The following is a 23233-nucleotide window of genomic DNA, read 5'->3' as shown; positions in this document are numbered from 1 at the left end:
GGAGCGCTACCTAGCGCCGAACTCGCCGTTGCGGACGGCGGAGACGAAGGACTGCCAGGACCCGGCGGGGAAGAGGAGTGCCGGCCCCTCGGGGTCCTTGGAGTCGCGGACGGGGATGGTGCCCGGGAAGCTGCGGGAGATCTCCACGCACTCACCGCCGTTGGTGGAGTACGACGACTTGATCCAAGACGCGCCGGACAGGTCGGAGTTCATGGGGTTAGCTCCTTTCGAGCCTTGTGGATCAATGCCAGGGATGCTGCCTTGGGCAGGGCTTCCACCACTAGCTGATCGTACTGTCTCTCCCAGGCTGCGACCGTCTCGCGGGTTCGCTCCAAGTGGCCACGAGCATGCGATTCGGCGTATCCGACCACCGAGCCATCCGGGAGGTCCAGCAGGGTTACCGGCAGCGCGAACGGAAGGTGCTCGCCCAGGTGGAACGGCGCCACCTGGAAGGTGATGTTCGGCCGGGAGGCCAGTTCCGCTATGTGGTCAAGCTGCTTGAGCATCACAGCCTTTCCGCCGACCGGCCGCACCAGGCAGCTTTCGTCCAACACCGCGTGGAGCAGTGGTGGCTTCCTCTGGCTGAGCAGACGCTGACGGGTGGCCAGGAACTCCACTCGTTCCTCCGCCTCGACCTTCGTGATTGCGCCGCGCTGGAAAGCTGCGTACGCCAGTGCCTCGGCGTACTCCGGCACTTGGAACAGTCCCGTGACGACCGTCAGCGCAAACGTGCGCAGGCGGCGGCATCGCGCCTCGGCGTCGGCGAACTCGGGGAAGCCCTCCAGCAAACTGGCCTTCGCGTACCGGCGCCATAGCTCGTAGAACGTGCCCCCGGTCTCGAAGACCGCGTCGGCTTTAACAGCGAAGTTCTTTGTGGGAGCACGCTTCGCTCGTTCGACGTACGACACGAGCGTATTCGAGTACCCCATGCGCTTCGACAGACCGACCTGGGACCAGCCCTTTGCCCGCCGTGATCTGCGGAGTTCCCATCCGAATCTGGCGGCTGGGGATGAGGTCGGGTCAACTTCCTGATCGCTTATGGCGACTGAGACCTTTCACACGACAGAGCCGTCAACGTTGAGGCTCTGGTCATCGTAGGCAGAACATGGCCACTATGGCTACACCCCGTGAGTAATCGGGCGCGGAGAGCAATACCCCTGGAGTTCCCCTATGCCCAACTCCCCCTATCGGCCCCGAATCGGCGAGGTCGTCCGCGACCTCGGCCGCAAGGACCCCGACGGCCGGCCCCTCGAAGGCATCTACCTGGACACCCTCGGCGCCGCCGCCTACCTCCGGCCCGAGCGCGGTGGCTGCGAATGGTCCACCAAGCCCGAGAACATCCAGCCGCTCGACGCGGCCTAACCCCCCGAAGGAGCCCCCGTTGCTGAACTCCCTGCGTGCTGTCCCCTCCCGCCACCAGTCCCTCGTCCTCAACGACGCCGGCCAGGTCCTGCTCGTCGAAACCTCCAACCGCACCACCCTCACCCTCCCCGGGGGCGCCGCCGGCAAGGGCGAGCCGCCCCACCTCGCCGCCCGCCGGCACCTCGAATCCGCGACCGGCCTCGTCCGCGCCCTCCGTTGCCTCCTCGTGGCCGACTACACCGCAGCCCGTCGTCCCTTCACCTTCATCCACTGGGGCGGCCGCCTCACCCTCGACGACGCGGCGGCCGTCCAACACCGCCGGGCCGTGCACTGGGTGGACGAATCGGTGTTCCCTGACGTCCTCGCGCCCGACGACCACCGCCGCCTCGCCCACGCGCTCGCGTTCTACACCTTCGGCTCGATCCTCCCGGTGCTCGTGGACGGCGCTCCGCCCGAGTAGCGCGGCAGAGCGGGGCAGTTCGCGTATCCAACCAATCCCCGGCCGCGTTAGTCCCGGCAGAACCGGACCGGAGGAGAAGGCCGATGAAGGACGACAGGACGCCCAGGGACATCGCCATCGACGACCAGCTGCGCGCCGCCGGCGCCGAGGGCGCCGACTGGCTCATGGCCTCCGGCTGGGGCGCGCCGGTCACGATCCCGGTGCAGAAGGCAGCCCGCTGGCAGCGGGAGGCCCGCGCCAGGATGCTGGCCGCCGAGGCCAGCGACACCTGGACCTTCTGCAAGCACCTCTGCGCCGGCGGCCCCCAACCCGTGGTCGTCCACGCCGAGACCCCGGAGCGCATGCTCTGCCGCGCCTGCTCCATCGCCGAACGCGCGACCCGCCCCTGCCTGATCTGCGGCAAGCCCGCCGCCTCCGAATCCCCGGCGGACGGCCGCGAGGACGTCATCATGGGCCCGGTGGCGATCTACACCCGCCTCCGCTGCGCCACCTGCTACCGCGCCGACCCGCTGCACGGCACCTTCGCCGGCAGCGGGTTCTGAAGGGGCCGGGTGGTCGCGCCGAGAACCCCGGGACGGGCCCGGCAAGGGGGTGCCGTAATCTCGCCGCGTGACGCTCCCGGTACCGAACGGGCGATTGTCGATTGACTTCGGAACGTGTTCCGAAGTGGCGTTGGGCTATGTCAACTCTCACCGTGTTGTTCTCTGACCTGTCGAAGGGAGTACGAGGTCACGGCCGGCGGGCGGGTGCGCTACCTGGTGGACGCCTCAGGCTGCGCCACCGAGCATCGGGGCCTGCCAGTTGTAGGTGGGGGCGGTGCGGCCCAGCAGGGCGCGGTCGGGGAGGAGGCCGCCGACCGTCAGGGCCACGTCGCGCAGCAGGACGGCGGCGGGGGAGCGGAGGGCTACCAGGGCCCCGATGCGGCGGGAGCCGGTGACGATGCGCGTGGTGCGGGGGAGGCGGGCGGCGGTGTAGGCGGGGACAGCGGCGGCCGGGTCGGAGCCCGCACCGATACCCGCCGCGAGGACCAGGGCGTCCTCGATGGCCTGGCAGGCCCCCTGGCCCTGGAAGGGGCACATCGCGTGGGCCGCATCCCCCAACAAGGCGACGCGTCCGTGATGGTAGGCGGGCAGGGGGTCGGCGAGTTCCCAGGCGTCGTGGCGCAGCACCTTCGCGGGGTCGGCCTGCCTGAGCAGCTCGGGGACGGGCGCGCACCAGCTTCCGTACAGCTGGAGCAGTTCCGCGTGCTCGGAGGCCGCCCTCGAACCCGCCGGGGCGAGGGCGGCGCCGTAGACGTAGACCCGGCCGTCGGTGAGCGGGACGATCCCGGCCAGGCGCCCCCGGCCCCAGACCTCGCCCACGGCGGCGGGCCGCCGGGCCGGGGAGTCGATGATCGTGCGCCACGTCGTGAAGCCCGAGTAGCGCAGGCCGGGGTGCTGCGGGAAGAGCAGGCCGCGCGTGGCGGAGCGGATGCCGTCGGCGCCGACGACGAGTCCGGCGGTCACCTCGCCGTCAGGCGTGGAGACGACAGCGGGGTTCGCGCCATCCCCGGGCGAGACGAGTGCCGCCGCCGAGCCGGTGCGCACGGTACCGGCCGGCAACGCCTCGACGAGCGCGTCGATGACGGCCGCCCGGGCGACGGCGGCGATGGGGTCGCCGAAGTACCGCTCGACCGCCGCCGTGTCCGTCCGGGCGAGCCAGCGGCCGGAAGGGCGGCGGAGGCCGAGGGCGGGATGCGGGGTGGCAAGGGCGCGGAGGTGGCCGCCGATGCCGAGGCGGTCGAGGGCGCGCAGGGCGTTGGGGGCGAGGGCGAGGCCGGCGCCGACGGGATCGAGGGAGGTGGCGCGTTCGTGGACGGCCACCGGGATGCCCTGCCGGTGCAGGGCGAGGGCGGCGGTGAGGCCGCCGATTCCGCCGCCGATGACGATCGCCCGGTTCATGGCCATGAAGATCTCCTCACTACACCTGTAGTTGCCACTCCCCAACACCGTACTGCACATGTAGTGAGTTGGGGATGGTCACCGAAAACGGCCATGATCGGACGCATGACGTCCCAGCCCCCGCGCCCGACCCTGATCGCAGACGCCGCCATCGCCCTGATCGCCGAACGTGGCCTGCGCGGGCTCACCCACCGCGCGGTGGACGAGGCGGCCGGGCTGCCCACCGGCTCGACGTCGAACCTCGCCCGGACCAGGGCCGCCCTGCTCGAACTCGCGCTGACCCGGATCGCCGAACTGGAGTCCGCCGGGTTCCTCGACCCGGCCCTGATGCCGGGCTCGCCCCGCGAGCTGCTCGCCCAGGTCGCGGCCGACGGCCTGCACCAGGCGCTCACCTCCGGCCGCACGCTCACCGTCGCGCGCATCGAACTCGCGTTGGAGGCCGCCCGCCGCCCCGAACTGAGGGACGTCTACGACCGGCTGGGCGCACGCTTCCTCGACGTCGCCGCGCTCCTCCTCGCCCGCTGCGGCTCGCCGGAGCCCGCCGCGGACGCCCGCCGCCTGATCCGCTGGTGCGACGGCGTGCTCTTCAACGCGACGGCCGGCAGCGGACACGGCCACCCGCCGACGTCCGCCGAACTGCAGGACGACGTGGCGCGCTACCTGACCGCGTTGCTGGCCCGGCCGGAGTAGCAACGGCCGATCCCCCTATACTCCGTGTGCCCGAACGACGGGCGTGCAGGGGGAAGCATGCTGAATATGTTCGATCTCGCTGTCCTGATCGTCGTCGGAGTGGCACTGCTGCTGCGGCTGGCGACACTGCCCGTGCTCGTGCGCGCCCAAACGGCGACGCGCCGACGGGCGTTGGCGGCCGCCGGCGTGGATGCGAGCGCAGGCGCTCCGGGCGGCCTGGGCGCGACCATCGGCGAGGTGGCGGTGGGCCTTCTCTGCGCCGTCGGACTGCAAGCCCTGATGTTCGCCTGGTTCAACCACGGCTTCATCATGCTGCGGCAGCATTTCTACATCGACAACGCGCGCTACCTGGCCATCGAGCTGCACTTGGCCCGCGGGGTGGCACGGATCTGGTACCTCGTCCCCTTCATCGGGTGCCTGGTGCTCTGGCTGCTGCTCTGGTACCTGACCCAGCGCAACCTGCTGACCGTCGGCATGCCCAGGCAGGCGTGGTACTCCGGTCCGACCCAGCTCCGGATCGTCGGTCTGGTCGCCCTCCGCGCGGCGATCGGCGTGTTTCTCCTGCCGGTCGGCCTGATCATCGCCGCGCTGCTGTTCCAGATCGTGGCCGTGCTCGTGAGCCGACGTCCCCGGACGGTCGGCGCCGAGGCCGACCAACTGCCGCCGCCGAACCCGTACGCGGCCACCGTGCCGCCGCAGGGGTACGTCCCGACGCAGTACGCCCCTCCCGCCCCGCAGTACGCGCCGCCCGCGCCCCAGTACGTCCCTCCCGCGCAGCCCGTCCAGCCTCCCGCAACGCCCGTCCCGCCCGCCGCAACGCCCACGCCGCCGCTCGCCCGCCACCCCCTGAGCCCGCACGAGCCCCGCACGATCGGCGGCTACCAGCTCCTCGGCCGGATCGGTTCCGGTGGCATGGGCACGGTGTACCTCGCCCAGCGCCAGGGTTCGGCGACGCAGGTCGCGCTGAAGACCATCAACCTCGAACTCCTCAACGACGCCGAGCTGCTGCGCCGCTTCCAGCGCGAGTCCGAGGTGCTGGCGATGGTCCCCGGCGCCTACACCGCCCGGGTGCTCGACGCCGGGGTGGACGCCGGACGCCCGTACCTGGCCATGGAGTTGCTGGACGGCCAGCCCCTCGACGCGCACCTGCGCGAGCAGGGGCCGATCCGCTCCCCGGAGGCGCTGCGCGCCCTGGCGTTGGCGCTCGCCGTGGCCCTGTCCGGGGTGCACCGGCTCGGGCTGGTGCACCGGGACCTCAAGCCGGCCAACATCATGCTGACCACCGCCGGTCCGCGCCTGCTCGACTTCGGCATCGCGGCGATCGTGGACGGCACCCGGCTCACCGTCACCGGCGGCGGTCCTGGCACCCTGACGTACATGGCGCCGGAGCAGTTCGGCGACGAGCGGGTCGGCACGGCCGCCGACGTCTGGGCGTGGGCGTGCTGCGTGGTGTGCGCGGCGCACGGCGCCAGCCCGTTCGCGGCGACCAGCACGGGCGCGGTGATCCGCCGGATCGTGGACACCGGGCCCGAGCCGGCCGCGCTGGCGGCGGTCCAGGCCATCGACCCGGCGCTCGCCGCAGTCGTCACCCAGGCCCTGGCCATCGACCCGGCGCAGCGCCCGGCGGACGGCGCGGGCCTGCTGGCGGCGCTGACGACCCAGCAGGCGGTGCCGCGCGAACCGGCCGCCGTCCACGACCAGATCACCCGGGGCTGGCAGACGCTGGCGCTCTGAACCGGGCCTGGGGCCCGACACCCGGGCCTGTCCGCCCGGTGATGGCCGAGGTCGGATCGGCAGGGCGGCGGATGTTGCCGAGCGAGGGAGCCGCGAGCGGGCGCGGCCGAGCGGGAACGCCGCAGCAGTTCCCGCTCGGCCGGAGGGCTCACTGGCCCGCGACCGTCACCACCGGCTCGTGCCGGACCGGGAAGTTGACCGAGTTGGCGATGAAGCAGGCCCGGTGTGCGTCGGTGTGCAGGGCGAGCGCCTTCTCGACCATGCCCTCCGACGCGACCTCGATCCGCGGGTGCAGCACGGCCGAGGTGAAGTGCCCGCCCTCGGGCGTCTCGGCCATCGTGCCGACGGGGTTGTCGACGTACGAGGTCACGACGACGCCGTTGACGGCGCACAGGTGCAGGTACCAGAGCAGGTGGCACTGCGAGATCGACGCGAGCAGCAACTGCTCTGGGTTCCAGCGGGCCGGGTCGCCGCGGAAGGCGGGGTCGGAGGAGCCGGGGATGGTCGGCAGGCCTGCGGCGGCCACCTCGTGGTCGCGGGCGTAGGAGCGGTAGTCGCTGGTGCCGGTGCCCTGGTTGCCGGTCCAGGTGATCTCGGCGGTGTAGGTGTGCTGCTTGGCCATGCGCGTGCCTCTCCTCGAAACCGAACCCTGCGGAACAGACAACCCTGCGGAACAGTCAACCGCATCAGGCCAGGTGGTCGAGGACGGTTCGGGCGCACGTGACCACATCGGCCCGCACCGTGTCCACTTCCACGTCGTACGTGACCCCCACGTGCACCGCCTCCGCCTGCGCGGCGGCCATCCCGGCGACGCGGTCGCCGCGGGCGGCCTCCCGGGCCGCCGCCACGGCGGCGTCGCACCGGACGCCCACCCACAGCACGTCCAGCCCGTGCAGCGCCGTCCGCCACCGCTCCTGCGAGGCGGTGGTGCCGAGGAACACCTCGTCCACGACGATCCGGGCCCCGGCCCGCGCCATCGCCGCCACGCCGACCGACCAGGCGGCGTCGAGCGCTGCGAAGGCAGGCCCGACGCTCACCGTGCCGCCGCCGTCGTCCAGGCCGCCGATGCCCTCGCCGCCACCGATCAGCGACGGCGGCAGCGCGCCGACCAGGGTGTCCGCCCCGAGGTGCAGCCACGGCTCCGGCAGCAGCTCCTGCAGGCACCGCGCGATGCTCGACTTGCCGGAGCTGGAGCCCCCGTTGAGGACGATCACGTTCATGCGGGGATCCTAGGAGACGTGGCCCCCGTACGTCGCCGCCGCAGCAGCGAACGAAGAGGCCAGCGACGGCGATCCCGCCCAGTGAAGGTGCAGGTACGACGCGTGGACGTTCCCGCCCGCGAACCCCTCCATCCGGGGCCCGGTGGGCAACCGCCATCCCCAGGCGGGGAGTTCGCCCGCGCCCGGCTCGCAGACCGTCCGGTGGAACTCGTGTCCGCGCAGCCGGGTGCCGGCCGGGCCGAGCGGGGAGTCGTGCAGGGCGACGGCCTCCCGGTAGCCGAGGGTGAGCCGTTCGGTCATGCGGGCGGAGGTGTCGAGCACGCCGCACATCGGCAGGCCGTCCAACTCGCGTCCCAGGTACAGCAGTCCGGCGCACTCGGCGGCAATCGGCCCGCCGGAGGCCGCGAACGCCGCTATCGCCCGGCGCAGTTCGGCGTTCCCGCTCAACTCCCGGACGTACAGCTCGGGGAAGCCGCCGCCGATGACCAGCCCGGCCGTTCCCTCCGGCAGCGCGGAGGCGTGCAGCGGGTCGAACGGGACGACCTCCGCGCCCGCCGCGCCGAGCAGTTCGGCGTTCTCGGCGTACGAGAACGAGAACGCGGCCCCGCCCGCCATCGCGATCCGCGGCGCACCCGGGACCGGTGCGACCTCGGCTGCCGGGTCCCATGGCTGTGCGTCCAACTCCGGTGCGGTCCTGGCCAGTTCGAGCAGGGCATCCAAGTCGACCGAGGAGGCGACGAGTTCGCCCATGTCCGCGACGGCCTTCAGCGCCTCCGCCGACCGCTCCACGGCCGGGATCAGCCCGAGGTGGCGCGAGGGCGTGGCGACCGCCGCCGACCGGCGCAGCGCGCCCAGCACGGGCACGCCGGATCCCTCCTCCAGGGCCTCGCGCAGGAGGTGCTCGTGGCGGTCGGAGGCGACCCGGTTGAGGATGACGCCCGCGAGCCGCACCTGCGGGTCCCAGGAGGCGAAGCCGTGCACCAGCGCGGCCACCGACCGCGACTGCGAGCTGCCGTCCACCACGAGCACCACCGGCGCCCGGAGCAGCTTGGCGACGTGCGCCGTGGACGCCAGCTCCCCACGCCCGGACGCCCCGTCGAACAGCCCCATGACCCCCTCGACGACGGCGACGTCCGCCCCGGCCGCGCCGTGCAGGAACAGCGGCGCGATCCGCTCGGGCCCGCAAAGGAAGGCGTCCAGGTTGCGGCCCGGGCGCCCGGCGGCCAGCGCGTGGTAGCCCGGGTCGATGTAGTCCGGGCCGACCTTGTGCGGCGACACCGCCAGCCCGCGCGCGGCGAGTGCCGCGATCAGGCCGGTGGCGACGGTGGTCTTGCCCGCGCCCGAGGAGGGCGCGGCGACGACGAGGCGAGGAATGTTCAAGGAGCTACCACTCGATACCGCGCTGGCCCTTGCGGCCGGCGTCCATGGGGTGCCTGACCTTGGTCATCTCGGTGACCAGGTCGGCGAATTCGGTCAGCGGCTCGGGCGCGTACCGGCCGGTGATGACGACGTGCTGGCTGCCCGGACGGTCCTTGAGCACCGCCAGCACCTCCTCGACGTCGATCCAGCCCCAGTGCATCGGGTACGTGAACTCGTCGAGCACGTAGAAGCGGTAGGACTCGGCGGCGAGGTCGCGCTTGACCTGCTCCCAGCCCTCCTTGGCCGCCTCCTCGCTCGACATCTCCATCTCGGCGGACCGCTGGACCCAGGACCAGCCCTCGCCCATCTTGTGCCAGGCCACCGTGCCGCCCTCGCCGGAGGCGCCGAGCACGCGCAGCGCGTTCTCCTCGCCGACCTTCCACTTGGCGGACTTCACGAACTGGAACACCCCGATCGGCCAGCCCTGGTTCCAGGCCCGCAGCGCCATGCCGAACGCGGCCGTGGACTTGCCCTTGCCGGGGCCGGTGTGCACGGCGGTGATCGGCAGCGTGCGGCGCTGACGGGTCGTCAGGCCGTCGTCGGGGACGTTCTCGGGCACTCCCTTGGGCATGGCGCTCAGGCCGCCTTTCGCATCGAAGAAGCACGGTTCTCGCGGACGAGCGAGGCGACGCCCTCGGCGCGCAGCTCGTCCAGGGTGACGGCGGTGCCGCCGAGGCGCCCGGCCAGGGTACGGGCGAGGCCGAGCCGGACCGGGCCCGACTCGCAGTCCAGCACCACACTGGCGACGCCCTGGGCGGCGAACAGTTCGGCCGCGCGCTGCGACTGGGCGAGCGCGTCGCGCCCGCCGGTGGCCCGGCCGTCGGTCACCACGACGACCAGCGGGCGGCGGCTCGGGTCGCGCAGCCGCTCGACCCGCAGCACCTCGTGCGCGCGCAGCAGCCCGGCGGCCAGCGGGGTGCGCCCGCCGGTGGGCAGCGACTCCAGCCGGGCCGCGCCGACCTCGACGGACGAGGTCGGCGGGAGCGCCAGTTCGGCGCCCGCGCCCCGGAACGTGATCATGCCGATCTTGTCGCGCCGCTGGTAGGCGTCCATCAGCAGCGACAGCACGGCGCCCTTGACGGCGGTCATCCGCTGCCGGGCCGCCATCGAGCCGGAGGCGTCGACGACGAACAGCACCAGGTTGGACTCCCGGCCCTGGCGCACCTGTTCGCGGAAGTCGTCCTTCTGCAGCACCAGCGCGCGACCGGATCGCCCGCGCGCCACCTGGTGCGGCGCGGCGGCCTGCAGGGTGGCGGTCAGGTGCAGCCGGCTGAGCGTGCCCCGCGGGCGTCGGGAGCGGACGGTGTGGCCGCCGTCGGTCTCGGCGGGGGAGCGGCGGCCCTGGGCGCCGCGGCCGGTGCCGTGCACGGTGAACAGCCGGGTGCGGTACGGGTCTCCGGCCGCGACCGGCGCCGACTCCCGGGCGGGGGCGGGGTGTTGGGCCGGGACGGGCTGCTCGGGCGTGCCCGAGACCGAGGCTTCCGGTGCCTCCGGGCCGTCCGCGGGCTCGGGCGCCCCGCCGCCGTCCGGACCGCCTCCGGGGCCGCCGTCCGGGCCCGGGCCGTCGTCCTCGGGCCCGTTGCCGTCCCCGTCGCCTTCGCCCTCCGGCTCCTCCTCCGACTGCGCGTGCTCCTCCAGCGTCCGGTCCAGCTGCTCCTCGTCCAGCCCGGGCGCGTCGAACGGGTTGCGACGGCGCCGGTGCGGCAGCGCCAGCTGGGCGGCCTTGCGGACGTCCTCCTCCAGCACCTCCGTCCGCCCGTCCCACGCGGCCAGCGCGACGGCAGTGCGCGCCATCACGATGTCCGCGCGCAGCCCGTCCACCTCGAACGCAGCACACACCGCAGTAATCTGGCGGAGCGCCACATCCGTAAGCTCCACCTTCGACAGCAACTCCCGTGCGGTGGTGATCCGTTCGGCGAGCTCCCGCTCCTCCGCCGCGAATCGCGCGGCGAACGAAACCGGATCCGCGTCGTACGCGAGCCGCCGCCGCACCACCTCCGCACGCTCCGCCGGATCCCGCGTGGCGGCGATCTCCACGGTCAGCCCGAACCGGTCGAGCAGCTGCGGCCGCAGCTCGCCCTCCTCCGGGTTCATCGTGCCGACCAGCAGGAACCGGGCCGCGTGCCGCACCGACACGCCCTCGCGCTCGACGTACGAGCGGCCCATCGCGGCGGCGTCCAGCAGCAGGTCCACCACGTGGTCCTGGAGCAGGTTCACCTCGTCGATGTAGAGCACCCCGCGGTGCGCCTTGGCGAGCAGCCCGGGCTCGTACGCCTTGACGCCCTCGGCGAGCGCCCGCTCCAGGTCGAGCGAGCCGACGATCCGGTCCTCGGCCACGCCGACCGGCAACTCGACCAGCTGGGAGGGGCGTTCGGAAGCGGACGTGCCAACATGGGGCCCATCCGGGCACTGCGGGTCGGCCGCGGCCGGGTCGCAGGCGAAACGGCAGCCGTCGACGGTGGCGATGGACGGCAGCAGGCCGGCCAGCGCGCGCACCATGGTCGACTTGGCGGTGCCCTTCTCGCCGCGCACCAGCACGCCGCCGACGGCCGGGGAGACCGCGTTGAGCAGCAGTCCCAGCCGCAGGTCGGCCATCCCGACGACCGCGGTGAACGGATACCGGACGTCACTCATGCTTTGCCAGCCTCCTCAGGCGCCCCGGGCGGCAGGAACGGCAGCGATCCGGCCGCCGGCACCCCGCCCTCGATCAGCTTCCACAGCGCGTCGGTGTCCGCGTGTTCCTCGATCAGGTCCCCCAGCCGGTCCAGCCGGGCCTCGCGCGCCGCGGCGAACGAGGTGTCCGGCGCCGGGACAAACGCCCGGCCCGCCAACTCGGCCACCTCGCACAGCAGTTCACGGCGGAACCCGTCGTTCTCCAGCGCGCCGTGCCAGGTCGTGCCCCAGACCGCGCCCACCCGGCAGCCGTCCAAGAAGGGCTCACCCCCCTCGACGCTCACCACCCCATGGTGGATCTCGTAGCCGTCGACCCGCTGCCCGTACGCCTCGCCGACCGGCCGCGCCAGCACCTTCTCCGCGCCGAACCGGACGTGTGTAGGCAGCAGGGCGAGCCCTGAGACCTGACCCGCCTTCGACTCCACCTCGTCGTCGATCGAGCGCGCCAGCATCTGGTAGCCGCCGCACACCCCGAGGATCGGCAGCCCGGCCGCCGCCCGCGCCTTCAGCGCCGGCTCCAGGCCGCGCTCGCGCAGCCAGGCCAGGTCGGCCACGGTGGCCCGGGTGCCGGGCAGCACCACCAGGTCGGCGTCGGCCAGCTCCTCCGGCCGGGTCGCCCAGCGCACCAGCACACCCGGCTCCTGCGCCAGCGCGTCCAGGTCGGTGAAGTTCGACAGCCGGGGGAAGCGGACCACGGCCACCCGCAGCACGTCAGCCCCGAGCGGCCCGCGCGCGTCGACCCGGTCCACCACGGTCGTCAGGTCCAGCGAGTCCTCGGCGTCCAGCCACAGGCCCGGCAGCATCGGCAGCGTGCCGAGCACCGGACGGCCGGTCAGGTCGTGCAGCATCTCCAGCCCGGGCGCCAGCAGCCGCGCGTCCCCGCGGAACTTGTTGACGAACCAGCCCGCCACGTGCCGCTGGTCCTCCGCCGACAGCAGCGCCAGCGTCCCGTACATCGCCGCGAAGACGCCCCCGCGGTCGATGTCCCCGACCACCACCACCGGCAGCCCGGCAGCCGTCGCGAGGCCCATGTTGGCGATGTCCCGGTCCCGCAGGTTGATCTCGGCGGGCGAGCCGGCGCCCTCGCACACCACCACGTCGTAGCGGCGGCGCAGATCCGCCAGGCACTCCAGCGCGCGCTCCAGCAGGACGGGCTTGCGCTCGCGGTAGTCCAGCGCGCCCACCTCGGCGACCGGCCTGCCCAGCAGCACCACCTGGCTGCGGCCGTCCGCGCCGGGCTTCAGCAGCACCGGGTTCATCGCCGCCTCCGGCTCCACCTGGGCGGCCTGCGCCTGCATCGCCTGGGCGCGGCCGATCTCGGCGCCGTCGGCGGTGACGAAGGAGTTCAGGGACATGTTCTGCGCCTTGAACGGCGCCACCCGGACCCCCTGCCGGGCCAGCCAGCGGCAGATGCCCGCCGTGACCACGCTCTTGCCCGCGTCCGACGTCGTCCCGGCGACCAGCAGCGCGTTGCTCATGCGTCCACCTCGCTTCGCTCGGCAGGCGCTTCGCACAATGCGCACCTTTCAATGATTCGCTCGCTGCGCTCGCTCATGCCTTTCCCCTCCTGCTCAGGATCGCCCGCAGCAGGACATGCCCCGCGACCGTCGTACCCACCGCCAGCGCACCCACCCGCCGCGAGAGCGTGCAGGCCCGCTCGATGTCGTCCACCGCCACCGGCCGCAGCTCCGCGCCCAGCACCGGCCGGTGCTCCACCCGCTCCCCGTAATGCAACGTGCCGCCCAGCCGTACGCCCACCGCGCCCGCGAAGGCCGACTCCGCCTGGCCCGCGTTCGGGCTCGGGTGTGACGAACCGTCCCGCCGCCACACCCGCCAGGCCGTCCGCGGCTCCGGCGCGGCGGCCACCGTCAGCAGCGCCGTCAGCCGGGCGCCCGGCCAGCCCGCCACGTCGTCCAGCCGGGCCGACGCCCAGCCGAACCGGGCGTAGCGCGGCGAGCGGTGGCCCACCATCGCGTCCAGCGTGTTGACGGCCCGGAACGCCAGCAGCCCCGGTGGACCCGCCAGCGCGCCCCAGGCCAGCGCGTTCACCACGGCGTCGGCGGTGTTCTCGGCCACCGACTCCACCACGGCACGGGCGATCTGCTGCTCGTCCAGCGCGCTCGGATCCCGGCCGCAGAGGTGCGGCAGCCGCTCCCGCGCAGCCTGGAGGTCGCCCGCGGCCAGCGAACGGCCGATCGTGCGCGCCTCCCGCGTCAGCGACGTGCCGCCGAGCACCGTCCACGTCGCTGCGGCGGCCAGCGCGGCGCGCCCCAGCGGGCGGCGGCCCACCGTCCGGTCCAGCACCACCGCGCCCGCCGCGACGGTGCCCACGCAGAGCGCCGTGTACGCGGCGCCGGTGGCCCGGTCGTCCCGCCAGATCCGCCGCTCCAGGCGCGTCGCCGCACTGCCGAAGACGGCCACCGGGTGGCCGCGGCGCGGGTCGGCGAAGCGGGCGTCGGCCAGACAGCCCGCGACGGCGCCCACCGCGAACGCGGCGGCGCGGGTCAGCGGGCGCACGACGGGGAGCAGCAGAGGGCTCGGCGGGGCGGGGCAGCCTGCATCGCGTGCGTGTCCTCACTCAGGGTCCGCGCCCTGGATCGACGTACCGGCGGCGAGAGTCTCCTGGCTTCCGGGTCGAACGCACCCCCAGGCCTTCCAGCGGCACCTGACGGTCCGCCGTGGCAATGATCCGAGCGTGCTCCCCGGTGACAGTGGCGGGACCGCGCCGGATTCGCACCGGCTTCCTCTGCATGCCTCCGTTTGGCCCTGGGATCCCATCACGCGGCCGAACCGGGAGTCAACCGAGGTCACGGAGGGGTTGGTCACACGCCTGGCACACCCCAGGCCCTCCTCCGGCCCGTCCCCTGGCCCGTCCCCGCCCCCGTCGCTACCTCCGATCCGCCCCGCCGCAGGAGCATGACACCCTGTGCGATCGTCCAGCCGCCTGGAGACACCTACAGCGGTGCTTCGTGCGTTCGGCGGCTGGGGGCCGTTGGTGCGGACCCCTAGCGTTCGTTCCCATGCGACGAAGACAGCCACCCGCCCTGCCCCCGGTGCCGTTCTCGCCCGCGGCCGCCCGCGCCCACCGCGCCGGCCTCGGCCTGACCCCCGAACAGGTCGCCGACGGCATGGCCGCCCACGGCATCCGGCTGCTGCCCACCCACGTCCTCGCCTGGGAGAGCGGCGAGCTGCGCCCCACCGAAGAGGAGTTCATCGCCCTCGCCCGCACCCTCTGGTGCCCGCCCGCCCACCTCATGGGTACCCGCCCGGCCCGGCTCCGCGACTACCGCGTCGCCCGCGAACTCAACCAGGACACCGCCGCCGGTCGCATCGGCATCGCCCTCCGCCGCTACCAGGACGCCGAACTCACCGGCCGGTGGGACGGTGACGAGGACCAGACGTACGCCCTCGCCCAGGTCCTCGGCCTGCGCCTCACCGAACTCGTCGAGGTGACGGGCCGGAGCGGCGAACTCGACCAGCGCCTGCGCCGATGCGTCGACGGCCGCTGGCAGGCCCACGTCCGCGCCATCGCCCGCCTCGTCCCCGTCCACGCGGACGACCTCGCCGCCGTCCTGGCGGCCCTGCAACAGGAGAACCAGGTCTCCGCCCACTGGGGCGCCGCCACCTGGGGCGCCCCGACCCCCACCGAACCCGTGCAGGCCCGCGACCTGGCCACCCGGTTCTGGGAACTCCTCGGACGTCAGCAACCTGACATCCCCGTTTGATCCACCGCCCGCCGCGGGTACCCCCGTACGGCCCATCCCGCTGGCCGCCGGTGCGACCCCCCAGTGAACTGGTGACCGAACACCGACCGGACCGGGGTGGGCCAAACCAGAGCCTCATAGAGCGGGGAGCGATATGCGTTGGGGAACCGCAGCCGTCGTGACGGCAGCCGCCGTCGGCACCGGGGTCGCCGTCCTGGTGATCGGCCGGCGGGCGTCCGAGCGGATCGTCCACCCGGCGACCGCCGTGCAGGAGTCCGAATCCGTCCTGGTGCAGAGCCTCGCCGCCGGCCGGGTCACCTTCACCCGCCGCCCCGAGAGCCTGCGCCCCGGCCGCTGGGCGGTCGAGTGGGACGACAACGGCCACGCCGTCGTGGACGACATCCTGCACAGCGACGAACAGGGCGTCACCCGCCGCCTCGTCCGCGCCGACCGGGGCACCCTCGTCCCCGGCGCCGAGGTGCGCTTCACCCCCCGCGTCCACCTCGGCGACCCGACCGAGGCCCTCGGCCTCGCGTTCTCCGAGACCGCCGCCGAGGGCGAACTCGGTGCCCTGCCCGCCTGGCGGCTCGGCGGCAAGCGCGGCACCTGGGTGATCCTCGTGCACGGCCCCGGCGCCGACCGCCGGCAGACCCTCCCCGTGCTGCCCGTCCTCGACCGTCTCGCCCTGCCCGCCCTCGCCGTCACCTACCGCGGCGACGAGGGCGCCCCCGCCTCCCCGGACGGCCTCGGCCACTTCGGCGAGACCGAATGGCGGGACGTCGAGTCCGCGATGCGGCTCGCCCTCGACAGCGGCGCCGGCCGGGTCATCCTGTACGGCTGGTCGCTCGGCGCCACCATATGCCTGCAGACCGCCGCCCGTTCCGACTGGGCGCACGCCATCAGCGGCCTCGTCCTGGACTCGCCCGTCCTCGACCTCCCCGCCACCGCCCGCCGCGGCGCCACCCGCGCCGGCTACAGCGGCGCCGCAGCCGAACTCGGCGCCCTCGCCGCCGAGGGCCGCACCGGCGTCGACCTGGCCGACTTCGCCCGCATAGCCGAGGGCACCGACCTCCGCGTGCCCACCCTCCTCCTGCACAGCCCGGACGACCCGATCGCCCCCTTCAGCGCCGCCGAACACCTCGCCGCCGCCCGCCCCGACGTGGTCAGCCTCCAACCCTTCCCCGGCGCGGATCACGCCGCCCTCTGGAACTCCGCCCCGGCCCACTACGCCGAGCTCCTCCGCCGCTGGCTCACCCCCCTCCTGTAACCTCCCCGCGGCGCGGCCGAGCGCCCCCCACACCCTCCTTTCCGGCGCTCCGTATCCGGCTCGTCGCCCGCCGTGACCACCGGAAACGGCCCTGGCATGGCCCCGCCACACGTTTCCGGCCAGGCGGTTTGCCGCTGTTGCCCGATCTTGCGGAGGTGCCGCAACCACCCGCCCGTCCGTACGGCCAACCGGATGTGACAGAAGGCCGGTACAAGGGGAAGACTGCTCGACGTGACGTCTCGGAACCCGCGCGACCGTGATGCCCCGCTCCCACCGGCGATCGGTACCGGTGCGACGGTGACCCGTCTCCCCGGTACGGCCCACCGGCCCGCCGGGGCCAGGCCGGGCGGGGCCGGCGTACCCCGCCGACGAGGCCCCGCACCTGCGCCCGGCCGGGGCCGGGTTCCCGTGCCGGACGGCTTTCCCGCCCCCGCCGAGCTGGCGCCGCTGGCTCGCCGGATGCTGGTGGACGCCGTCCGGATCGCCCGCTGGGCGGGGGAGCTGGGCGAGGTCGACAAGCGGGGCGAACTGCTTCCGGAGGATGCCCGTGCGGCGGGCCGGGCGCTGGCCATGACGGTCGGCGCCGCGGCGAAGGCGTGGGGGCAGGCGCTGCTGGTGGGCCTGGTGGAGGCCCGGGACGGCGGGGCCGGTCCGGGCTGGCGGCTGCACGCCTGGGAGCACGACGACGAGGCCGTGGTGCGCGGCTGGTCGGCGCTGTTCGACGCCTGGACGCTGCTCGCCCCGGTGCCGCCGGCCGCCCTGCGCGGCGTCTTCGCGGTGCTCGCCGGGCAGGCCGTGGACCAGGCCCCGCAGCTGCTCTCCTTCCTCCACCTGGTGGCCGGCCCGGTGGCCGACAGCGAGCTGCTGGAGCTGCTGCGCCGGGGCCTGGACGAGCGCCGCGTCGGCGGCAACGGGGGTGCGGGCCTGTCGCCCGTCCCGCACGCCGCCTCCGCCGTGTCCGCCGTCCGCGGCACCTGCCGGGAGCCGCAGATCGACACCCCGGCCGCGCCGTCCGACGTCGCCGCCGTCCTCGACTGGATGCTGGACGGCCTGGCGGCGGTCGGCGCCGTCGTCCGCAGGAACGATGCCGCTGAGCTGTCGCCGCTCGGGCACTGGGCGGTGCGCGCGAAGCTGGAGGAGATCTGCACGGTCGCGCAGACCGCGGCCGGCCACATCGAGCAGAGCGCCTTCGAGCTGCTGAACGCCTGCGCCGACTACTCGCCGGGCCCGGCCCGGGCGGAGTTCCGCGCCTGGGTGGCGGCCCGTCCGGCGGACCGGGCGGTGGCGGAGCTGCTGGACGCCGCGCAGGGGGACGACGCGCTGGTGCGCGGTTTGGCCTTCGAGGCGCTCCGGGTGGCCGGCAGTACGGCCGAGCAGGCGGTGCGCGCGGCGGTGGACGAGCCGGTGCTGCGCCCGTACGCGCTGCTGTGGCTGGCGGAGCAGTCGGACGAGGGCGTGTCGCCGGCGGACGTGCTGGGCGCCGAGGACGCGGCCTGGCTGTGGGTGGACACGGCGGCGGCGGTGCTGGACCACGGGGAGACCGAGCTGCTGGTGGGCCACGTGGAGGGCGCGTCGGCGGGTGATCCCGTCCGGCTGTTCGCCCGGGCCCGGCAGTCGGGGCACCCGCGGGCGGCCTCGGTCCTGACGGCGGTGTCGGGCGTGCACCCGGACCCGGGCGTGGCCCGCGCGGCCCGCCGCTCGGCGTTCAGCGTCCACACCGGCGGGGCGTAGCCCGGAAGACCGGAACAAACGCGAAGGGCCCGGATCCAGGTGGATCCGGGCCCTTCACCGTTCAAGTAGCAAGCAGCCTCAGCCGAGCCGCGACTCCGCCCGCCGGGCGCGGACGTCGCCGACCTTCTGCCCGACCTTGCGCCGGATGACCAGCAGCGGCGCCATGGCCGCGAGCGCGATCTGGGCGAAGGCGCCGACGTGCAGGAGCGCGTCACCGCCGGGCAGGCCGGTGGCCCAGGCGGCCAGGCAGCCGATGGAGACCACGATCCAGCAGAGCGTGGCGGTGGCCAGCAGGCCCTGCGGCTTGGGGTACTCGATCCGGCTGACCATCAGGTACGCGGCGCCGAAGATGGCGAGCAGACCGGCCTGGAACGGCGGGTCGAGCAGCACGATGGCGATGACCGTCATGGCGCCCATCGGGCAGGGCATGCCCTGGAACACCCCGGGCCGCATCTTCACGGCGGAGAAGCGGGCCAGCCGCAGGACCACCGCGAGCAGCACGGTCAGCGCGATCAGCGCCGAGAGCGTCCGGTTGGAACCCTGGGAGACCATGCCCCAGACCGCGACGAAGTAGGCCGGCGCGATGCCGAAGCTGATCAGGTCGGCCAGGTTGTCGAGTTCGGCACCCAGGGCGGAGGAGCGCAGCTTGCGCGCCACCAGGCCGTCGAACAGGTCGCACATCGAGCCGATCAGCAGCAGCGTCACCGCGGTGGCGGCGCTGTGCCGGTCCGGAGCGACGTCCGGGTTGGTGATGTGCGGGATCAGGACCCCGGTGGTGATCGAGTAGATCGCCAGGAACCCGCAGACGGCGTTCCCCAGGGTCAGGAAGTCGGCGGTGGACAGGTGCTGCGGCGAGCGCGGCGCGCGGAGTTCGCGGTCGCGTGCCCAGCGGCGGCGGCGCAGCGCCGTCTCCTCGTCGTCCAGGCCGACGATCGTCTCAGGATCAGTCACGGTCAAGGCGTGTCACCCCGGCTGTGGTCTTCTGGCCGACCTCGACGCCGACCTCGACGCCGGCCGGCAGGTAGGTGTCGACCCGGGAGCCGAACCGGATCAGGCCGATCCGGTCGCCCTGCTCGACCTTGGTTCCGGCGTCGACGTACGGCACGATGCGGCGGGCGACGGCCCCCGCGATCTGCACCATCTCGATGTCGCCGAGCTCGGTGTCGAAGTGCCAGACGACCCGCTCGTTCTGGTCGCTGTCCTTGTTGAACGCGGGCACAAAGCCGCCCGCGACGTGCTCGACCGACGTCACCGTGCCGGGCAGCGGCGCGCGGTTGACGTGGACGTTGAGCGGGCTCATGAAGATCGCGATCCGGGTGCGGCCGTCCGGCCAGGCGTCGATGCTCTGCACCACGCCGTCGGCGGGGGAGATCACTCTGCCCGTGCCGATCTCACGCTCGGGGTCGCGGAAGAACCACAGCATGCCCGCGCTGAGCGCACAGGCGGGTACCGCCGCCAGGGCCCACTTGCCGCTGCGCCGGGTGAGGGCGGTGGTCACGGCGGCCGTGGCGAGGGTGGGGACGAACCAGGGGGTGGCTCCGCGCGCGATGGTCACGCGGGGTCGCCGACCGGCCGCCGGGGCTGCGAGGGCATCGCGGTCCGTGACGGAGGTGTGAGGGGACGGGCTGATGGGCATCGAAGACCTTTGTCGCGGGGGATCATGGCCGCTGGACGGGGGCCACCGCGGGATCGGGTAAGAGAGGGACGGCTACTGTCCCGGTGGATGCTATCGGGAGCACACGGTGGGTGGGCAACCCGCCTGCTCGTTCATGTGTCCTTCGGGAGGTGCGGCTGCGCCACCCGCTCATACGACCGTAGCTCGACCCGCTCCGGTTCCCAAGGGGCCGGACGGGGCTGGTGACGCTTGTCTCAGCACGCGCGAGCGCTGAACCACGGACGGCCGAAACCCGCCGCAGGACCCCCGCCAGGGTGTGCGGAAGCGGCCGCAGGGCGCGTATCTGCAGCTGTACGCCCATGCGGCCGCTTCCGGAGGGCCGTGCCGGACCCCAGGCGGACCAGGCCGGGGCCGCGGTGGCACGGCGCGCTGCCGGGACGGGCCCGCACGCCCGTCGACCGGCGGTCGGAGGGCCACCCGTTGAGCCGGTGCGACCGGAGGGTCACACCCGTTGGGTCAACGGCGGCCCGGGGGATCACTCGGCGATCCGGTACTCCTCCAGGAGCCGGCGGCCGACGATCATCTTCTGGATCTCCGCAGTTCCTTCACCGATGAGCAGCATCGGGGCCTCGCGGTAGAGGCGCTCGATCTCGTACTCCTTCGAGAAGCCGTAGCCACCGTGGATGCGGAAGGCGTCCTCGACGACCTCCTTGCAGTACTCCGAGGCGAGGTACTTGGCCATGCCGGCCTCAAGGTCGTTGCGCTCGCCCGAGTCCTTCTTGCGGGCGGCCATGACCATCATCTGGTGGGCGGCCTCGACCTTGGTGGCCATCTCGGCGAGCTTGAACTGGATCGCCTGGTGCTCGGCGATCTTCTTGCCGAAGGTGGAGCGCTGCTGGGCGTAGGAGATGCCCAGCTCGAACGCGCGGCGGGCGACGCCGCAGCCGCGGGCGGCGACGTTGACGCGGCCGACCTCGACGCCGTCCATCATCTGGTAGAAGCCGCGCCCGGGGACGCCGCCGAGGATGCGGTCGGCCGGGATCCGGACGTCCTGGAGCACCAGCTCGGTGGTGTCGACGCCCTTGTAGCCCATCTTCTCGATCTTCCCGGGCACGGTGAGGCCGGGGACGGTCGGATTCGGGCCGAATCCGGGCGTCTTCTCGATCAGGAAGGTGGTCATGTTCTTGTACGGGGTGTTGCCGCCCTCGTCGGTCTTGCAGAGGACCGCGACGAGGGTGGAGGTGCCGCCGTTGGTGAGCCACATCTTCTGGCCGTTGAGGACGTAGAAGTCGCCGTCCTTGACGCCCTTGGTGGAGATGGCCGAAACGTCGGAGCCGAGGCCCGGCTCGGACATCGAGAAGGCGCCGCGGATCTCGCCGGCCGCCATCTTCGGCAGGAAGTAGTCCTTCTGCTCCTGCGTGCCGTGGGCGTTGATCATGTGCGCCACGATGAAGTGCGTGTTGACGATGCCGGAGACGGACATCCAGCCGCGGGCGATCTCCTCCACCACGAGGGCGTAGGTGAGCAGCGACTCGCCGAGGCCGCCGTACTCCTCGGGGATGGTGAGGCCGAAGAGGCCGAGCTGCTTCATCCCCTCGACGATGGCGGTGGGGTACTCGTCCTTGTGCTCCAGCTCGGTCGCGACCGGAATGATCTCCTTGTCGACGAAATCCCGCACGGTGGCGAGGATGTCCCGCTGGATCTCGGTGAGGCCGTCGGTCTGTGCGAGGCGTCCCATCGTGCGGCTCCGAAAAAGTCTGAGGGTCAGGGGGAAAGTCCGTGGATCCCCCGGGGGGGGGGATTGCCGGGGGCCCTGCCGGCGTGGCTGCGGCAGCAGGGCCCCCGTTCCGGGTGGGGGTCGGCCGATGACGGCGGCCTCCCCCTCCGGGGTATAGAGGGGACAGCTGGTTCAGGAGAGGGGCGTGGGACGGCCGGGCTGCTCGCCGCCGCGCTCCTTGATGTACGTCTCGGTCGGCACCATCACCTTGCGGCGGAAGATGCAGACGACCGTGCCGTCCTGCTTGTACCCCTTGGTCTCGACGTAGACGATGCCGCGGTCGTCCTTGGACTTGGACGGCCACTTGTCGAGGACGGTGGTCTCGCCGTAGATGGTGTCGCCGTGGAAGGTCGGTGCGACGTGCCGCAGCGACTCGATCTCCAGGTTGGCGATCGCCTTGCCGGAGACGTCCGGGACGGACATGCCGAGCAGCAGCGAGTAGATGTAGTTGCCCACGACGACGTTCTTGCCGAAGTCCGTCGTCTTCTCCGCATAGTTGGTGTCCATGTGGAGCGGGTGGTGGTTCATGGTGAGCAGACAGAAGAGGTGGTCGTCGTACTCGGTGACCGTCTTGCCGGGCCAGTGCTTGTAGACCGCGCCGACCTCGAACTCCTCGTAGGTGCGTCCGAACTGCATGGCTCAGGCCCTCAGCTTTCCGGGATCTCGAACTTGGTGGTGCGCTCCATGCCGGCGGCCCGGCCCTTGCCGGCGATGACCAGGGCCATCTTGCGGCTGGCCTCGTCGATCATCTCGTCGCCGAGCATCGCGGAGCCCTTGGCGCCGCCCGCCTCGGAGGTGCACCAGTCGTAGGCGTCGAGGATCAGCTCGGCGTGGTCGTAGTCCTCCTGCGAGGGCGAGAAGATCTCGTTCGCGGCGGCGACCTGGTCCGGGTGGAGCACCCACTTGCCGTCGAAGCCGAGGGCGGCGGCGCGGCCGGCGACCTCGCGGTAGCCCTCCTGGTTGCGGATCTGCAGGTAGGGGCCGTCGATCGCCTGCAGGTCGTTCGCGCGGGCGGCCATCAGGATCCGCATCAGGATGTAGTGGTAGGCGTCGGCCGGGTAGCCGGGCGGCTGCTCGCCGACCACCAGGGACTTCATGTTGATCGAGGCCATGAAGTCGGCGGGGCCGAAGATGATGGTCTCCAGCCGGGGCGAGGCCTCGGCGATGGCGTCGACGTTGATCAGGCCCTTGGCGTTCTCGATCTGCGCCTCGATGCCGATCTTGCCGACCTCGAAGCCCATGGTCTTCTCGATCTGGGTGAGCAGCAGGTCGAGCGCCCTGACCTGCTCGGCGTCCTGGACCTTCGGCAGCATGATGCAGTCGAGGTTCGGGCCGGCGCCCTCGACGACGGTGATCACGTCGCGGTAGGTCCAGTGGGTGGTCCAGTCGTTGACCCGGACGACCTTGGTCTTGTTGCCCCAGTCGCCGTTGTTGAGCGCGTCGACGATGTTGTGGCGGGCGCTCTCCTTGACGAGGGGGGCGCAGGCGTCCTCGAGGTCGAGGAAGACCTGGTCGGCGGGCAGGCCCTGGGCCTTCTCCAGGAAGCGCGGGTTGCTGCCGGGTACGGCCAGGCAGGAGCGGCGCGGGCGAAGACGGTTGCTTGAAATGTCGCTGGCGGTGGTCATGAGGGTGGTTCAGTTC

The 23233-nt window shown here is 73.0% G+C and carries 23 protein-coding genes and 1 riboswitch; of the genes, 8 read left to right on the top strand and 15 right to left on the bottom strand.

Going from position 1 to position 23233, the window contains the following annotated elements; genetic code table 11:
- Nucleotides 1-6 precede the first annotated feature (6 nt).
- The gene (locus KV557_RS21520) at nt 7-213 is read right to left on the bottom strand and encodes a DUF397 domain-containing protein (protein WP_218202645.1); all 207 of its coding nucleotides are present in this window, start codon (nt 211-213) and stop codon (nt 7-9) included.
- The gene (locus KV557_RS21515; protein WP_218202724.1) at nt 210-1040 is read right to left on the bottom strand and encodes a helix-turn-helix domain-containing protein; all 831 of its coding nucleotides are present in this window, start codon (nt 1038-1040) and stop codon (nt 210-212) included. The genes KV557_RS21520 and KV557_RS21515 overlap by 4 nt, the downstream gene beginning before the upstream one ends.
- Nucleotides 1041-1170: 130 nt before the next feature.
- Between KV557_RS21515 and KV557_RS21510 the strand changes: the two genes are divergently transcribed.
- The 3 genes from KV557_RS21510 to KV557_RS21500 all read left to right on the top strand — a co-directional run bounded on the left by KV557_RS21510 (nt 1171) and on the right by KV557_RS21500 (nt 2364).
- Nucleotides 1171-1362: a hypothetical protein gene (locus tag KV557_RS21510; protein WP_218202644.1), complete on the top strand. Its 192-nt coding sequence runs from the start codon at nt 1171-1173 to the stop codon at nt 1360-1362.
- A gap of 19 nt (nt 1363-1381) precedes the next feature.
- Nucleotides 1382-1822, top strand: a complete 441-nt coding sequence (locus KV557_RS21505; protein WP_218202643.1) for an NUDIX domain-containing protein — start codon at nt 1382-1384, stop codon at nt 1820-1822.
- Between the two features lie 83 nt (nt 1823-1905).
- The gene (locus KV557_RS21500) at nt 1906-2364 is read left to right on the top strand and encodes a hypothetical protein (protein WP_218202641.1); all 459 of its coding nucleotides are present in this window, start codon (nt 1906-1908) and stop codon (nt 2362-2364) included.
- Between the two features lie 225 nt (nt 2365-2589).
- On the opposite strand, the gene KV557_RS21495 is transcribed toward KV557_RS21500, so the two are convergent.
- Nucleotides 2590-3768, bottom strand: coding sequence for an FAD-dependent monooxygenase (locus KV557_RS21495; protein ID WP_218202639.1), 1179 nt, complete (start codon nt 3766-3768; stop codon nt 2590-2592).
- Nucleotides 3769-3867: 99 nt separating this feature from the next.
- On the opposite strand from KV557_RS21495, the gene KV557_RS21490 reads away from it, so the two are divergent.
- Together KV557_RS21490 and KV557_RS21485 are read left to right on the top strand one after the other, a co-directional pair.
- On the top strand, nt 3868-4452 hold the full coding sequence (locus tag KV557_RS21490; RefSeq protein WP_218202637.1) for a TetR/AcrR family transcriptional regulator: 585 nt from the start codon (nt 3868-3870) through the stop codon (nt 4450-4452).
- 66 nt (nt 4453-4518) lie between these two features.
- Nucleotides 4519-6186, top strand: coding sequence for a serine/threonine-protein kinase (locus KV557_RS21485; RefSeq protein WP_218202635.1), 1668 nt, complete (start codon nt 4519-4521; stop codon nt 6184-6186).
- A gap of 148 nt (nt 6187-6334) precedes the next feature.
- On the opposite strand, the gene KV557_RS21480 is transcribed toward KV557_RS21485, so the two are convergent.
- The 7 genes from KV557_RS21480 to KV557_RS21450 all read right to left on the bottom strand — a co-directional run bounded on the left by KV557_RS21480 (nt 6335) and on the right by KV557_RS21450 (nt 14015).
- Nucleotides 6335-6808 (bottom strand): OsmC family protein, encoded by a 474-nt coding sequence (locus KV557_RS21480; protein ID WP_218202633.1) that lies wholly within the window; start codon nt 6806-6808, stop codon nt 6335-6337.
- A 64-nt stretch (nt 6809-6872) separates the two neighbouring features.
- Nucleotides 6873-7406: a chloramphenicol phosphotransferase CPT gene (cpt, locus tag KV557_RS21475; RefSeq protein WP_218202630.1), complete on the bottom strand. Its 534-nt coding sequence runs from the start codon at nt 7404-7406 to the stop codon at nt 6873-6875.
- A gap of 9 nt (nt 7407-7415) precedes the next feature.
- Nucleotides 7416-8786: a cobyrinate a,c-diamide synthase gene (locus KV557_RS21470; protein ID WP_218202629.1), complete on the bottom strand. Its 1371-nt coding sequence runs from the start codon at nt 8784-8786 to the stop codon at nt 7416-7418.
- Between the two features lie 4 nt (nt 8787-8790).
- On the bottom strand, nt 8791-9396 hold the full coding sequence (gene cobO, locus KV557_RS21465; protein ID WP_218202627.1) for a cob(I)yrinic acid a,c-diamide adenosyltransferase: 606 nt from the start codon (nt 9394-9396) through the stop codon (nt 8791-8793).
- Nucleotides 9397-9401: 5 nt separating this feature from the next.
- A complete protein-coding gene (locus tag KV557_RS21460) occupies nt 9402-11459 on the bottom strand; it encodes a putative cobaltochelatase (protein ID WP_218202625.1) in 2058 nt (685 codons plus the stop codon).
- Entirely contained in the window at nt 11456-12976 is a 1521-nt protein-coding gene (locus KV557_RS21455; protein WP_218202624.1) for a cobyric acid synthase, read from the bottom strand. The genes KV557_RS21460 and KV557_RS21455 overlap by 4 nt, the downstream gene beginning before the upstream one ends.
- Nucleotides 12977-13049: 73 nt before the next feature.
- Entirely contained in the window at nt 13050-14015 is a 966-nt protein-coding gene (locus KV557_RS21450; protein ID WP_308129999.1) for a cobalamin biosynthesis protein, read from the bottom strand.
- Nucleotides 14016-14113: 98 nt separating this feature from the next.
- A riboswitch (cobalamin riboswitch) is annotated at nt 14114-14245 on the bottom strand.
- Between the two features lie 273 nt (nt 14246-14518).
- Here KV557_RS21450 and KV557_RS21445 point away from each other — a divergent pair.
- The 3 genes from KV557_RS21445 to KV557_RS21435 all read left to right on the top strand — a co-directional run bounded on the left by KV557_RS21445 (nt 14519) and on the right by KV557_RS21435 (nt 18200).
- Complete coding sequence (locus tag KV557_RS21445) at nt 14519-15223, top strand: helix-turn-helix domain-containing protein (protein WP_218202622.1); 705 nt, start codon at nt 14519-14521, stop codon at nt 15221-15223.
- Between the two features lie 157 nt (nt 15224-15380).
- Nucleotides 15381-16469, top strand: a complete 1089-nt coding sequence (locus KV557_RS21440) for an alpha/beta fold hydrolase (protein ID WP_218202621.1) — start codon at nt 15381-15383, stop codon at nt 16467-16469.
- A 408-nt stretch (nt 16470-16877) separates the two neighbouring features.
- Nucleotides 16878-18200, top strand: a complete 1323-nt coding sequence (locus KV557_RS21435; RefSeq protein ID WP_218202619.1) for a hypothetical protein — start codon at nt 16878-16880, stop codon at nt 18198-18200.
- A 78-nt stretch (nt 18201-18278) separates the two neighbouring features.
- Here the strand turns inward: KV557_RS21435 and KV557_RS21430 are convergent, their stop codons facing one another.
- The 5 genes from KV557_RS21430 to KV557_RS21410 all read right to left on the bottom strand — a co-directional run bounded on the left by KV557_RS21430 (nt 18279) and on the right by KV557_RS21410 (nt 23217).
- Nucleotides 18279-19157 (bottom strand): CDP-alcohol phosphatidyltransferase family protein, encoded by an 879-nt coding sequence (locus KV557_RS21430; RefSeq protein ID WP_374106659.1) that lies wholly within the window; start codon nt 19155-19157, stop codon nt 18279-18281.
- The gene (locus tag KV557_RS21425; RefSeq protein WP_256177736.1) at nt 19144-19836 is read right to left on the bottom strand and encodes a phosphatidylserine decarboxylase; all 693 of its coding nucleotides are present in this window, start codon (nt 19834-19836) and stop codon (nt 19144-19146) included. The genes KV557_RS21430 and KV557_RS21425 overlap by 14 nt, the downstream gene beginning before the upstream one ends.
- Before the next feature lie 514 nt (nt 19837-20350).
- Nucleotides 20351-21553 carry an acyl-CoA dehydrogenase family protein gene (locus KV557_RS21420; protein ID WP_218202615.1) on the bottom strand — a complete coding sequence of 401 codons (1203 nt, stop codon included), beginning with the start codon at nt 21551-21553 and terminating at the stop codon, nt 20351-20353.
- Between the two features lie 171 nt (nt 21554-21724).
- The gene (locus KV557_RS21415; protein WP_045704019.1) at nt 21725-22228 is read right to left on the bottom strand and encodes a MaoC family dehydratase; all 504 of its coding nucleotides are present in this window, start codon (nt 22226-22228) and stop codon (nt 21725-21727) included.
- 11 nt (nt 22229-22239) lie between these two features.
- Entirely contained in the window at nt 22240-23217 is a 978-nt protein-coding gene (locus KV557_RS21410; protein ID WP_218202614.1) for an HpcH/HpaI aldolase/citrate lyase family protein, read from the bottom strand.
- Nucleotides 23218-23233 lie beyond the last annotated feature (16 nt).

Origin of the sequence: Kitasatospora aureofaciens (assembly GCF_019192735.1) — a bacterium.
Lineage (GTDB): Bacteria > Actinomycetota > Actinomycetes > Streptomycetales > Streptomycetaceae > Kitasatospora > Kitasatospora aureofaciens_A.
The sequence above is the reverse complement of the archived record's forward strand: the minus strand, read 5'-3'. Positions and strand labels throughout refer to the sequence as shown.